This is a genomic window from uncultured Gemmiger sp., assembly GCA_944388105.1.
In the GTDB taxonomy this organism is placed as follows: Bacteria; Bacillota; Clostridia; order Oscillospirales; family Ruminococcaceae; genus Gemmiger.
The window spans coordinates 1-11,902 of record CALXHN010000065.1 but is presented as its reverse complement, the minus strand read 5'-3'; the positions used below and the strand labels follow the sequence as shown (position 1 = coordinate 11,902).

Here is an 11,902-nt window from a genome sequence, read left to right as displayed (position 1 = left end):
AGCTGCCGCCCTGCAGCGTGACTGCCTTCCGGGTCAGGACGGAATAACCGCCCTGCGGCCGGCTGTTCCCGCGCAAAGTCAAGACCCCCGGCTAAGCCGGGGGCTTGTGTAAGCCCTAGAAGGGCATCGTACCGGCAAGCCTCTCAAGAGGCACTGAAAAATCCGCCACTTGCATCACTTGCCCTACAGCCCGTAAACGGGCGCTGTCTATCCAAGATCAGCTTTCTTGACAATGGTAAAGTTGCTGCTCCCTTCTCGCTTCGCTCGATGCTTGAAGCTAAAGCTTTTTTACTCTCCCCAGCAGAGCTGGGGGTTCTCATTTCGCTAAAGCATACAAAAGAAAAGACCGCCCGCCGGACAGCTGCGTCCGGCGGGCGGTCTTGTGTTTCACAGGGGCATCAATAGCGGTAGACGATGGCGTTCTTGACGGCGGCGGAGGCATCCGGTCCGGCCAGACGGGAAGCCAGGGCCAGGGCGAAGGGGATGGCGGCGCCCAGGGCTTCGCCGGTGATGATGTTGCCGTCCACCGACAGGGGCAGGCCGGTATACTCGGCGCCGCCGGCGGTGAGGGCTTCGTCCATGCCGGGGTAGACGGTGGCGCGCTTGCCCTTGAGCAGGCCGAAGGCGGCCAGCACGGTGGGGGCGGCGCAGATAGCGGACACGATCTTGCCGTCGGCGGCCATGCGGGTGCAGGCGTCCTTGACGGTCTGGCTGGCTTTCAGGTTGTTCACCCCCGGAATGCCGCCGGGCAGGATGGCCGCGTCAAACCGGGAATAATCCAGCTCCTCGGCCAGGGCATCGGCCACCACGTTCACCTGACGGGCGGAACGGACCACCTTTTCCCCGCCCACGGCGGCGATGGTCACCTCCACACCGGCACGGCGCAGGATATCCACACACAGAAGGCCCTCGCACTCTTCCAGGCCGGGGGCAAAAAAGATCACAGCTTTGCTCATGGTTTGTCACTCCTTTTGGTAATGGGTTCAGAACGGATGAAAATTGCGGGTCACGTTGCGGATGACCGGCAAGGGATCGGTTTTGCGGCGCAGGGCCGTCACCAGCCCCACAAGAGACATCACTTCCACCAGAATGCCGCAGCTGACCGAGAACTCGTAGCAATAGGGCACAAACCCGATGGCCGCGAACACCACGATCATGGCCAGCAGCACCAGACCCTGGTTCAGATGGAACCGCACAAAGTCATGGTGCCGCCACCGGCTGCAGGCGGGGATCAGAATGAGGATGTTCAGATAGCACAGTGCGCCCATCCACCGGGCGGCGGCGGGCACTTCGGGTTCCTGGGGCCGCTGGGGTTCGGGGGGGCGGGTGGACGCCGCCCGGGCGGCCTGCTTGCGTTTGGCGCGGCTGCTCATGCCTGGTCCTCCTTGCAGGGTTCACCGAAAAGCACATTCATATACAAAGGCACCTGCAGGGCCCAGAAGGCCTCACAGTGGGACCCGCCCATCTGCAGGTAGGGGTAGACGGCGGCACCGGCTTTCTGCAGGGCGCGGGTCACCTGCAGGGCGTTGTCGGTATACTGGGCCAGACCGTGCTGGCCCTTGGACTCCTTTTCGCCCCAGCTGAAGAAGATGTTGGTGTAGCCCCGCAGTTTGGCCTTTTTCAGGTCGGCCATCAGGGGGTCCATGCACAGCCGCACCGAGGGCGACAGGCACCCCGCCTTGGAAAACACATCATTGTGGGCCACAGCGGCATACAGGCTCATCAGCCCGCCCATGCTGCTGCCCGCAATGGCGGTGTGGGAACGGTCGGGCAATGTGGGCCAGGTCTTGTCCACATAGGCCTTGAACTCCCCGCACAGCCAGTCCAGATACACCTTGCCGGTGCCGCGGATGCCGTCGAACCAGTCGCTGTCATAGGGGCAGTATTCTTCCAGACGCTTGTTGCCTTCGTGGTTGCACTCCACCCCCACCACGATATAGTTGGGATGGGCGTCGTAATACGCCTTCAGGCCCCAGCAGGTGCCGAAGGTGGCGGTTTCATCAAAAAAGAGGTTGTGCCCGTCGAACATGTAGATCACCGGGTATTTTTTCCCGGAAGTCTGCCAGTCATCGGGCAGATGGATGAACACCCGGCGGTCCAGCCCATAGGGGGTGATGCGGGTGGTAAAGGTTTCGACCATGGTCAGATCAGACTCCTTTGTATTGGCTTCCGTGAACCATTGTACCGCAACCGCTGTTTTTTCGCAAGGTGATTGCAATGGGCCGGGGAGCGTGCTACAATGCTTTCAACCTTTTGGGGGTTTGGTGGAATCGCTCAAAAACAGGAGGAATTTTTGTGGCAAGTATCAAGGAATTCTGCAAGCGCAAAGACGTGATCTTCTCAGCCCACCGGTACGGCATCGACGCCATGGGCGCCATGGCCCAGGGCCTGTTTGCCAGCCTGCTCATCGGCACCATCATCAAGACGCTGGGCGAACAGACCGGGCTGGCCTTTCTGGTGGACGCGGGCACCTACGCCACGGCGGTGGCGGGGCCGGCCATGGCAGCCTCCATCGGCTACGCCCTGAAGGCGCCCCAGCTGGTGCTGTTCAGCCTGATTGCGGTGGGCGGAGCGGCCAACACCCTGGGCGGGGCGGGCGGCCCCCTGGCCGTCTACCTCATCGCCATCGTGGCGGCGGAACTGGGCAAGCTGGTGAGCAAGGAGACCCGCATCGACATCCTGGTGACCCCGGCGGTGACCATCCTGGCGGGGGTGGGGCTCTCGGTGCTGTTTGCCCCGGCCATCGGGGCGGCGGCCTCGGCGGTGGGCAGCGTCATCATGTGGGCCACCGAACTCCAGCCCCTGCTCATGGGCATCATTGTGTCGGTGCTGGTGGGCGTGGCCCTGACCCTGCCCATCTCCTCGGCGGCCATCTGTGCCGCCCTGAGCCTGACCGGGCTGGCCGGCGGCGCCGCCGTGGCGGGCTGCTGCGCCCAGATGGTGGGCTTTGCGGTGATGAGCTACCGGGAAAACGGCGTGGGCGGCCTGGTCAGCCAGGGCCTGGGCACCAGCATGCTCCAGATGCCCAACATCCTGCGCAATCCCCGGGTGTGGATCCCGCCCACGGTGGTTTCGGCCATCACCGGACCCCTGGCCACCTGCCTGTTCCGGCTGGAGCAGAACGGCCCCGCCGTGTCCAGCGGCATGGGCACCTGCGGGCTGGTGGGGCCCATCGGGGTGTACACCGGCTGGGTGGCCGATGCGGCCGCCGGCCTGCGGCCGGCGGTGTCCGCCTTTGACTGGGTGGGGCTGATGCTCATCTGCATCGTCCTGCCCGCCGTGCTCACCCCGCTGGCGGCCATGCCCCTGCGCAGGGCCGGCTGGATCAAGGACGGCGACCTGACCCTTTCCTGACAACCATACAAGGACAGCCCCGGCGGCCTTGCGGCCTGCCGGGGCTGTTTTTTTGTCGGTTTATGCACACCGCTCCCCTGCCCTGCGTATGCTGGGGGCAAGGAGGCGATGGTCCCATGAGACTTTCCAACGGCACCGTGCTGCTCAGCTGGCCTTTGGCACAGCATACCCTGACAGCCGGTTACTACTACAACAACGGCAGCTACCACGGCGCCATTGATATGCGGGCGGCGGTGGGCACCCCGGTGTACGCGGCGGAACCCGGCACGGTGGACTGGACCCAGGTGTGGGACGGGCGCACCACCACCGGCAACCAGAGTTACGGCACCGCCCTGCGCATCCGCCACGCCAACGCCCAGGGCAAGACCCTGCAGACCCGGTACGCTCATCTGTCCAGTCTGGCGGTGGCCGCGGGCACCAATGTGGGGGAAGGCCAGCTCATCGGGTACAGCGGGCAGACCGGCAACGTGAGCGGTCCCCATCTGCACTTTGAGGTGATCTGGGACGGGGTGCGCCGCAACCCGCTGGTATGGCTGGACGGGGATTTCAACACCGCGTCCGCCGCCGTGTACACCTACGGAGCCGGGGAAGGCCCGGTGCAGCGCCCCGCCGCCCCCGCTTTGGAGAAGAAGACCGTGGTCATCGGGCCGGTATCGGCCGGGGATGCGGAGATCTTCCGCAAGTTTGCGGAGTGGCTGAATCTGCTGAGGATGTACTCGGTGGAAAGTTACGACAACGGCACCCGGGTGGTGGTGCTGGAAAACATCTCCGCCGGGGATGCCCAGATGGCCTACCTGCTGGCGGATTACCTGGGTCTGGTGGACCAGGGGTTGTTCAGAAGCGAGCCGGTGAGCTGACCCTTACACCCCGTTCCGCAGGCTGTCCCGCAGGGCCAGGACCTTCTGCTCGATGGCGGCGATGACCTGGCGGAATTCGGCGTCGCTCTTGCCGGTGGGGTCTTCCAGGCCCCAGTCCTCCCGCCGTTTGCAGGGCAGGGCCGGACACTGGACGTTGCAGCCCATGGTGATGAGCACATCCACCGGCGGCAGCTTGTCCAGGGTCTTGCTGTACTGGGTCTTTTCCATATCAATGCCGTAGAGTTCCTTCATCAGGCGGACGGCGTCCGGGTTGATGCGGGGCACCGTCTCGGTGCCGGCGGAACAGCTGGTGAATACGTCGGCGGCCAGATGCCGCCCCAGGGCTTCGGCCATCTGGCTGCGGCAGGAATTGTGCACGCAGACAAAGGCCACCACAGGCTTGTGCGCCATCTCAGCCCCTCGCTTTCGCCAGCAGGGCCTTGGCCTGCTCCACACTGAGCACCTGGCCGGCGCTGAGGACCTGACCGTCCACCACCAGGGCGGGGGTGGTCAGCACGCCGTAGGCGGCGATCTGGGCAAAGTCGGTCACATGGCCCACCTCTTCCTGGATGTTCAGCTCCGCCATGGCAGCGCGCACCGCCCGCTCCAGGGCCTGACAGTTGGCGCACCCGCCGCCCAGGATCAGGATGGCGGCGCCGGTGTTGTCCGCCGGGGTGCTGCAGCCGGAAGCGCAGCCGCAGGAAGTGGGTTCGGATTTTTTCTTGCCAAACAGAAATGCCATAAAATATTCCTCCTTGTAATATTAAACCAAAAATACTTGAATTGTATTAAACAGGTAACCCACCAGGACGATGCCCACCACACAGACGCTCACAAACACGGCCAGCAGCTTAGGGCGTACCGCCTTGCGCAGCATGATGAGGGAAGGCAGGGACAGGGTGGTGACTGCCATCATAAAGGAGAGTACGGTGCCCAGCTGGGCGCCCTTGCCCAGCAGGGCTTCGGCCACCGGGATGGTACCGAAGATGTCGGCGTACATGGGCACGCCCACCAGCACGGCCAGCACCACGCCCAGGGGGTTGCGGCTGCCCAGCACGGCGGTGATCCAGCTTTCGGGGATCCAGTTGTGGATGAGGGCCCCCACCCCCACGCCGATGAGGATGTAGGGGAAGACCTTGCGCAGGGTGCCCACCGCCTGATTGCGGGCGTATCCCAGCCGGTCCCGCACCCGCAGCCGGGGCAGGTCCAGTTCCGGCGGGCGGGCGGCATGGCGGACAAAGTCCTCCACCTGGTCTTCCAGGTGGAGCTTTTCAATGTGGGAGCCGCCGATCACCGCGATGACCAGTCCCAGCACCACATACACCACGGCCACCTTGGCGCCGAAGATGCTCATGAGCAGCACCAGGCTGCCCAGGTCCACCATGGGGGAGGAGATCAGGAAGGAGAAGGTCACCCCCAAAGGCAGCCCCGCCCCGGTAAAGCCGATGAACAGCGGGATGGAGGAGCAGGAGCAGAAGGGGGTGACGGTGCCCAGCAGGGCGGCGGCGGTGTTGGCACCCAGCCCGTGGAGCCGCCCCAGGATCCGGCGTCCCCGCTCCGGCGGGAAGTAGCTCTGGATGTAGGAGATGGCAAAGATCAGCACACAGAGCAGAATGGTGATCTTGATCACATCATAGAAGAAGAATTGCAGGCTGCCCCCCAGCCGGGTGGTACCGTCCACCCCCAGGGCTGCCAATCCCCGGCCGATGAGCCGGTTGAGCCACTGCATGCCCAGCAGCTCGTTCTGAATCCATTGCCAGATTGCCATTTCAGGTCACTCCTTGTCTTGTACGGCAGAGCCATACATAAAAATATTTTGATGTGTATTGCCAAAAAAGGGCGCCGCACAACACGGCGCATGGGTTCAGCGGCCGCAGGCGCAGCCGCCGGAACAGGATTCCTCTTCGGTGTTGGGGCGGGTCAGTTCCGCCAGCAGGTCCAGCGCCCGCTGCCGCCCGGTCTCGCTCAGGCGGTAGTGGGTCCACTTGCCCACCTGGGTGCTTTCCACCAGGCCGGACTCACACAGGATCTTCATATGGTAGGAAAGTCCCGGCTGGGTCAGGTCCAACGGCTCCTGCAATACGCAGGCGCACTTTTCCCCGCTGCGCAGCTGCTGCAGAATGGCCAGTCGCTTGGGGTCACACAAGGCCTTGAACACCTTGGCCTCGGCCTGAAAGTCCTGTACCACGGAAGTGCCCTCCTATCACATCAAAATTTCTTTATGTGGCATAATACACCCTCCCCTCTGCCCTGTCAAGACCTTTCCCGAAAAAAATCGGCCGCCGCTTTTGGGCGGGGCCGGTCGGGGGAAGATGTTCAGTTCAGGCGGCCATACAGTTCCATGTGGTGGCGGACCTTGCGGGCCAGAGCGTCGTCAAAGGCACCGGACAGCACCCGCCAGCACCAGTTGGTGCCCAGGGTGGAGGGCACGTTCATCCGGGCCTCATGCCCCAGTCCCAGCAGGTCCTGGGCCTGGACGATGGCCAGGTCGGCCACGCTGGCCCAGGCGGCCCGCATCATGCCCCAGTGGTAGCCTTCCTCCCGGGTGAGCTTGAGGTAGTCCACCGCCTTGCGGGTATCGGCGGCGGGGGCGGTATCGAACCAGCCATTCACCGGTTCATTGTCGTGGGTGCCGGTGTAGACCACACAGTGCCGGGTGTAGGTGTGGGGCAGGTAGTCCCCGCCGTCCCGGCTGTCGAAGGCAAATTCCAGCACCTTCATGCCGGGATAGCCGCTCTCCCGCAGCAGTTCCCGCACATCGTCGGTGAGAAAGCCCAGGTCCTCCGCAATGATATCCCGCTTGCCCAGGGCGTTTTCCACCGCCCGGAAGAGGGCGATGCCCGGTCCGGTGCGCCAGCGGCCGTTGCAGGCGTCGGTGCTGCCGTAGGGGATGGCGTAATACCCCGCAAAGCCCCGGAAGTGGTCGATGCGCAGCACATCGTAGGTACTGCACAGCACCCGAATGCGCCGCACCCACCAGGCATAGTCATTCCGGGCCATGGCGTCCCAGTTGTACAGAGGGTTGCCCCACAGCTGGCCGGTGGCGGAAAAGCCGTCCGGCGGGCAGCCAGCCACCTCGGTGGGCAGCAGGTCCGGCCCCAGCTGGAAGGCTTCCGGCGCGGACCAGACATCCACGCTGTCGGCGGCCACATAGATGGGCAGGTCCCCAATGATGAAGACGCCTTTCTGGTTGGCATAATGTTTCAGCGCCCTCCACTGGGCAAAAAACAGGTACTGCACCGCCTGCCAGAAGCCGATGGCCCCGGCACAACGGGTGCGGGCGGCGTCCAGGGCCGCCGGGTCCCGGCGGCGCAGGGCCGGCTCCCACTGGGTCCAGGCACAGCCGCCGTGTTCATCCTTCAGGGCCATGAACAGGGCGTAGTCCGGCAGCCAGAAGGCGTTTTCGGCACAGAAATCAGCATAGGCCGCGGGGGGCGCCTGCAGCAGACGGCCGCAGGCTTTGCGCAGCACCTCCCACCGTTTGCGGTAGAGGGCGCCGTAGTTCACCCGGTCAGGGGTGCTTTCCCAGTCGATGTCCGCGTATTCCTCCCGCTGCAGCAGGCCGTCGGCCGCCAGCAGGTCCAGGTCGATGAGATAGGGGTTGCCCGCAAAGGTGGAGAAGGACTGGTAGGGGCTGTCCCCGTAGCTGGTGGGACAGATGGGCAGGATCTGCCAGTATCTCTGTCCCGCCGCCGCAAGAAAATCCACAAACTCCCGTGCTGCCCTGCCCATGGTGCCGATGCCGTAGGGAGACGGCAGGCTGGACAGGTGCATCAGCACACCGCTTGCGCGCATGGAGAGTTCCTCCTTTCGGTAAAAATGGTCATTGGCCGTTCAGGCACAGCACACTCTCCCCTTCCACCAGCTCATAGGGGACCAGTTCATGAACGGCGTCGCCGTCGTCCTCGATGCAGCGGATGAGGATGCTCACCCCCCGGGAGGCCAGACGGTCGGCGGGCTGGCGGATGGTGGCCAGCCGGGGATTCAGGTAATCGGCCAGCTCGATGCCGTCGAAGCCGCACACCGACACATCCCCCGGCACCTGCAGTCCATGGTCCCGCAGGGCCCGGATGGCCCCGATGGCCATGATATCACTGAAGGCAAAGACGGCGGTCAGGTCCGGGCAGGAGTCCAGCAGCCGTTCCATGGCCTTGTAGCCGTCGGGCATGGTGTAGCGGGCGTCCGCGTAGCAGGCGGCGGCGTCAAAGGGCAGTCCCAGGCGGGAGAAGGCCCCCAGGCAGCCCGCCAGACGGGCGGAGCTGGGATGGGAGCGGCGGATATCGCCGCCGATAAGCCCGATGCGGCGGTGGCCTTTGGCATAGAGATAGTTGATCATCCGGGCCGCCGCGGCGCTGTCGTCCACGCTGACGCTGGACAGGTTTTCGATTTCGGCGTTGGCGGCCCTGTTGGTCATGAGCAGGCAGGGCACGCCCAGGTCACTGAGTTCCGGGGTGATGTTGTTGCTGTCCGACCCCAGAAAGATGACCCCGTAGGGCTTGTGTTCCCGGCAGATCTGTCGGGCGCGGTCCACCTCGTTGTCGTTCTCGTCGATATAGTAGACCATGCCGCTGTAGCCGGCGGCGGTGCACTCGGTCTGCATCTTTTCCAGGATAGGGGCAAAGAGCATGTTGTGGGTGCCCTTGACGATCATGGCAATGCCCTGGCTGGCCTGCTGTTTCAGATGTTTGGCGTTGGAGTTGGGACGGAACTTGTATTTGCGGATGACCTCCAGAATGCGGGCGCGGGCCGCAGGGCTGACATTGGGGTTGTTGTTGATCACGCGGGAGACGGTCCCCACCGCGTAACCGGATTCACGGGCAATGTCCTTGATGGTCATGGCATACAGCGTCCTTTCCCGGCGCAGGAGCGCCGGATTGTGTTCAGTCTGCTAAAAAGTATATCATCCTTTTACGGCACCCGCAACCACGCCCTCGATGATGTAGCGCTGGCAGACCAGGTACAGGATGACCACCGGCAGGACGGTGAGCATGATGCAGGCCATCATGGGTCCCATTTCCACCTTGCCGTAGCTGCCCCGGAAATACTGGATGGCCATGGGGATGGTGCGGTACTTCTTGATGTCCAGCACCAGGGTGGGCAGCAGGTAGTCGTTCCACACCCACATGGTCTCCAGAATGGCGGTGGAGATCATGGTGGGTTTCAGGATGGGGCAGACCACCCGGAAGAAGATCTGCAGCGGGTTGCAGCCGTCGATCATGGCGGCTTCCTCGATCTCCACCGGCATGGATTTCATGAAGCCGGTGAACATGAACACCGCCAGTCCGGCGCCGAAGCCCAGGTAGATGATGCAGATGTTGTAGGGGTTGTTGAGCTTGAGGGTATCGGCGGTTTTGGCCAGGGTGAACATGACCATCTGGAAAGGCACCACCATGCTGAACACGCACAGGTAGTACATGCCGCTGGACAGCTTGCCGTGGACCCGGGTGATGTACCAGGCGCACATGGAGCAGCACAGCAGGATCAGCAGCACCGACGACACCGAGATGAACAGGCTGTACCAGAAGGATTCCAGGAAGTTCATGGAGGTGATGCCGTAGATGTAGTTGGCCAGCCCGGTGAAGGTTTCGGCGGTGGGCAGCTCAAAGATGCGGGTGGTGGTGATGGCCCGCTCGGTCTTGAGGGAGTTGAGCAGGATCAACACGATGGGATAGACATAAGCCACGCAGATCAGGGCCAGGATGACCGAGATGACCCCGTTGATGCGGCGGGTCTTCTGGGAATTTTCCATTACTGCTGCACCTCCTTGGAGCGGGTCAGCCGCAGCTGGACCAGGGCGATGACCACCACCGCCAGGAAGAAGACCACGGCCTTTGCCTGGCCGATGCCCTTCCACTGGGCGCCGCTGCGGGCATAGAAGGTATCGTAGATGTTGTAGGCCAGCCCCTGGGTCAGCTTGGCCGGTTCGCCGCCGGTCAGGGACAAGTTCTGGTCAAAGAGTTTGAAGGAGTTGGTCAGGGTCAGGAAGGTGCAGATGGTGATGCTGGGCATGACCATGGGGATCTTGACCCGGAGCAGCACCTGGCGGGCGGTGGCGCCGTCGATGCGGGCAGCCTCGATGAGGTCGGGAGGCACGTTCTGCAGTCCGGCGATGTAGATGATCATCATGTAGCCGATCTGCTGCCAGCACATGAGGATGACCAGGCCCCAGAAGCCGTAGGTGGCGTTGAGCTGCAGCAACGGTTTTTCCAGCAGGGTGAGCAGGCCGTTGAGCAGGGTGTTCCAGATATAGCCCAGCACCACGCCGCCGATGAGGTTGGGCATGAAGTAGACGGTGCGGAAGATGTTGGTGCCCCGCACATGCCGGGTGAGCAGCAGCGCCAGCAGAAAGCCCAGCACATTGATGAGCACGGTGGCCACGATGGTGAAGGCGGTGCTGAACCAGAAAGCGTGGATAAAGGTATCGTCGGCCCAGATCTTGATGTAGTTCTGGATGCCCACAAAGGTCACGTTCTTGACGGTGGTGAACTGGCAGAAGGACAGCCCGATGCCCCAGATGAACGGCCAGATGAACCCGATGATGAAGGCCAGCAGGGTGGGCAGCACAAAGACCGGCCAGTATTTTTTGATGGCTTTTTCCATAATGATTTCCCCATAAAGAAACGGGAAGGGTGGGCGCTGTGTTCGCCCGCCCTTCCCGCAAGGTTACGCGTATTCCGTCACAGACGGTGGTATCAGCCCGCGTTCAGCGCGGCTTCGGTGGCCCAGCCGTCCACAAAGGCGGTGACCACATCATCCCAGGTGCCGGTGCCGGCCGCGTAGGCGGTCAGAGCAGAGCCCAGGTTGTTCTTCCAGTTTTCGGAAGGCATGGTGGTGAAGTTCCAGGACACGGGCACCTTGCCCTCCGCGGTCATTTCCTGGTCTTCCTTCACGAAGACGTTGGTGGATTCCTGGGCGCCCTTGAAGGGGATGACAAAGCCCATGTCGTCGGCCATGGCCTTGGTGCCTTCCTCCGAGGTGACGCACCAGTAGATGAAGTCCAGGGTGGCCTGGATGTCTTCTTCGGGGGCTTCCTTGTTGACGCACCAGTAGTTCTCGGTGCCGGTGCACAGGCCCTGGTTGGCTTCGTCGCCCACGCCGATGTAGATGGGGATCATGGCCAGATCGTCATCGGTGAAGGTGCCGTCCTGGGTCAGGTTGACGTACTCCCAGGAACCGTTCTGGTAGAAGACGGCCTCGTTGGCCAGGAACTCGTTGCGGCTGTCGTCGGCGGTCTTGCCGGCCAGCTCGGTGGGCGCGCAGGTGGAGTTGTTGATGTACAGGTCAAAGATGTTCTTGTAGTTGTCCAGGTAGGTACCCTTGATGGCGTCGGTGGAGGTGATTCCCTCGTCCTTGTACTCAAAGTAGATGGGCAGGTTGGCCAGGTGGGTCTTGTACCGCCAGTCGGAGGAAGAATCCATGCCGGCGGAGGTGAAGGCCGCAAAGCCCAGCTCATCCTGGCGGGCGGTGATGTCCTCAGCCACCTTCTTCAGGTCGGCGAAGCTCTTGATGTCGTCGATGGTGTAGCCCGCCTTTTCCAGCAGGGTCTTGTTGGTGATCAGGCCGTAGGATTCAATGACGTAGCCGATGCCCAGGGTGGCGTCCCCGTCCTTCAGGGCGTAGGTGTCGCTGGTCAGCTCCCCGAGGATGGGGGTGCCGGTCAGGTCGTAGCAGTAGTCCTTCCAGTTGGCCAG

14 protein-coding genes are annotated in these 11,902 nt (G+C 63.1%); 2 read left to right on the top strand and 12 right to left on the bottom strand.

What is annotated here, in order from left to right; translation table 11 throughout:
- Nucleotides 1-398: 398 nt before the first annotated feature.
- From Q0K17_RS08045 to Q0K17_RS08035, 3 genes are read right to left on the bottom strand one after another with little or no spacing between them, the layout of a single operon-like run.
- Nucleotides 399-956: a DJ-1 family glyoxalase III gene (locus Q0K17_RS08045; protein ID WP_294541984.1), complete on the bottom strand. Its 558-nt coding sequence runs from the start codon at nt 954-956 to the stop codon at nt 399-401.
- Between the two features lie 27 nt (nt 957-983).
- On the bottom strand, nt 984-1,373 hold the full coding sequence (locus Q0K17_RS08040) for a hypothetical protein (RefSeq protein ID WP_294541982.1): 390 nt from the start codon (nt 1,371-1,373) through the stop codon (nt 984-986).
- Nucleotides 1,370-2,140, bottom strand: coding sequence for an alpha/beta hydrolase-fold protein (locus Q0K17_RS08035; RefSeq protein ID WP_294541980.1), 771 nt, complete (start codon nt 2,138-2,140; stop codon nt 1,370-1,372). Before Q0K17_RS08035 ends, Q0K17_RS08040 begins: the two co-directional genes overlap by 4 nt.
- Before the next feature lie 155 nt (nt 2,141-2,295).
- On the opposite strand from Q0K17_RS08035, the gene Q0K17_RS08030 reads away from it, so the two are divergent.
- Nucleotides 2,296-3,354: a PTS transporter subunit IIC gene (locus Q0K17_RS08030; RefSeq protein WP_294541977.1), complete on the top strand. Its 1,059-nt coding sequence runs from the start codon at nt 2,296-2,298 to the stop codon at nt 3,352-3,354.
- A gap of 116 nt (nt 3,355-3,470) precedes the next feature.
- Entirely contained in the window at nt 3,471-4,211 is a 741-nt protein-coding gene (locus Q0K17_RS08025) for a M23 family metallopeptidase (RefSeq protein WP_294541975.1), read from the top strand.
- 3 nt (nt 4,212-4,214) lie between these two features.
- Here the strand turns inward: Q0K17_RS08025 and Q0K17_RS08020 are convergent, their stop codons facing one another.
- The 9 genes from Q0K17_RS08020 to Q0K17_RS07980 all read right to left on the bottom strand — a co-directional run.
- On the bottom strand, nt 4,215-4,622 hold the full coding sequence (locus Q0K17_RS08020; RefSeq protein WP_294541973.1) for an arsenate reductase ArsC: 408 nt from the start codon (nt 4,620-4,622) through the stop codon (nt 4,215-4,217).
- Between the two features lies 1 nt (nt 4,623).
- The gene (locus tag Q0K17_RS08015) at nt 4,624-4,953 is read right to left on the bottom strand and encodes a thioredoxin family protein (RefSeq protein ID WP_294541971.1); all 330 of its coding nucleotides are present in this window, start codon (nt 4,951-4,953) and stop codon (nt 4,624-4,626) included.
- A gap of 21 nt (nt 4,954-4,974) precedes the next feature.
- Nucleotides 4,975-5,979, bottom strand: coding sequence for a permease (locus Q0K17_RS08010; protein ID WP_294541965.1), 1,005 nt, complete (start codon nt 5,977-5,979; stop codon nt 4,975-4,977).
- A 96-nt stretch (nt 5,980-6,075) separates the two neighbouring features.
- Nucleotides 6,076-6,399 carry a metalloregulator ArsR/SmtB family transcription factor gene (locus Q0K17_RS08005; protein WP_294541960.1) on the bottom strand — a complete coding sequence of 108 codons (324 nt, stop codon included), beginning with the start codon at nt 6,397-6,399 and terminating at the stop codon, nt 6,076-6,078.
- 128 nt (nt 6,400-6,527) lie between these two features.
- Nucleotides 6,528-8,006 carry a 4-alpha-glucanotransferase gene (malQ, locus tag Q0K17_RS08000; RefSeq protein ID WP_294541958.1) on the bottom strand — a complete coding sequence of 493 codons (1,479 nt, stop codon included), beginning with the start codon at nt 8,004-8,006 and terminating at the stop codon, nt 6,528-6,530.
- 28 nt (nt 8,007-8,034) lie between these two features.
- Nucleotides 8,035-9,048, bottom strand: coding sequence for a LacI family DNA-binding transcriptional regulator (locus Q0K17_RS07995; RefSeq protein ID WP_294541956.1), 1,014 nt, complete (start codon nt 9,046-9,048; stop codon nt 8,035-8,037).
- Between the two features lie 63 nt (nt 9,049-9,111).
- Entirely contained in the window at nt 9,112-9,960 is an 849-nt protein-coding gene (locus Q0K17_RS07990; RefSeq protein ID WP_294541954.1) for a carbohydrate ABC transporter permease, read from the bottom strand.
- Nucleotides 9,960-10,811, bottom strand: coding sequence for a sugar ABC transporter permease (locus Q0K17_RS07985; RefSeq protein ID WP_294541952.1), 852 nt, complete (start codon nt 10,809-10,811; stop codon nt 9,960-9,962). The genes Q0K17_RS07990 and Q0K17_RS07985 overlap by 1 nt, the downstream gene beginning before the upstream one ends.
- A 92-nt stretch (nt 10,812-10,903) precedes the next feature.
- Nucleotides 10,904-11,902, bottom strand: a 999-nt coding sequence (locus Q0K17_RS07980; RefSeq protein WP_294541950.1) for an ABC transporter substrate-binding protein, incomplete at its 5' end; no start/stop codon positions are given.

Bases quoted from the DNA above. Each gene is read 5' to 3' on its own strand.
- Q0K17_RS08035 (WP_294541980.1), bottom strand. From the start codon at position 2,140: ATGGTCGAAACCTTTACCACCCGCATCACCCCCTATGGGCTGGACCGC.
- Q0K17_RS08040 (WP_294541982.1), bottom strand. From the start codon at position 1,373: ATGAGCAGCCGCGCCAAACGCAAGCAGGCCGCCCGGGCGGCGTCCACC.
- Q0K17_RS08010 (WP_294541965.1), bottom strand. From the start codon at position 5,979: ATGGCAATCTGGCAATGGATTCAGAACGAGCTGCTGGGCATGCAGTGG.
- Q0K17_RS08020 (WP_294541973.1), bottom strand. From the start codon at position 4,622: ATGGCGCACAAGCCTGTGGTGGCCTTTGTCTGCGTGCACAATTCCTGC.
- Q0K17_RS07995 (WP_294541956.1), bottom strand. From the start codon at position 9,048: ATGACCATCAAGGACATTGCCCGTGAATCCGGTTACGCGGTGGGGACC.
- Q0K17_RS07990 (WP_294541954.1), bottom strand. From the start codon at position 9,960: ATGGAAAATTCCCAGAAGACCCGCCGCATCAACGGGGTCATCTCGGTC.
- Q0K17_RS08045 (WP_294541984.1), bottom strand. From the start codon at position 956: ATGAGCAAAGCTGTGATCTTTTTTGCCCCCGGCCTGGAAGAGTGCGAG.
- Q0K17_RS07985 (WP_294541952.1), bottom strand. From the start codon at position 10,811: ATGGAAAAAGCCATCAAAAAATACTGGCCGGTCTTTGTGCTGCCCACC.
- malQ (WP_294541958.1), bottom strand. From the start codon at position 8,006: ATGCGCGCAAGCGGTGTGCTGATGCACCTGTCCAGCCTGCCGTCTCCC.
- Q0K17_RS08025 (WP_294541975.1), top strand. From the start codon at position 3,471: ATGAGACTTTCCAACGGCACCGTGCTGCTCAGCTGGCCTTTGGCACAG.
- Q0K17_RS08015 (WP_294541971.1), bottom strand. From the start codon at position 4,953: ATGGCATTTCTGTTTGGCAAGAAAAAATCCGAACCCACTTCCTGCGGC.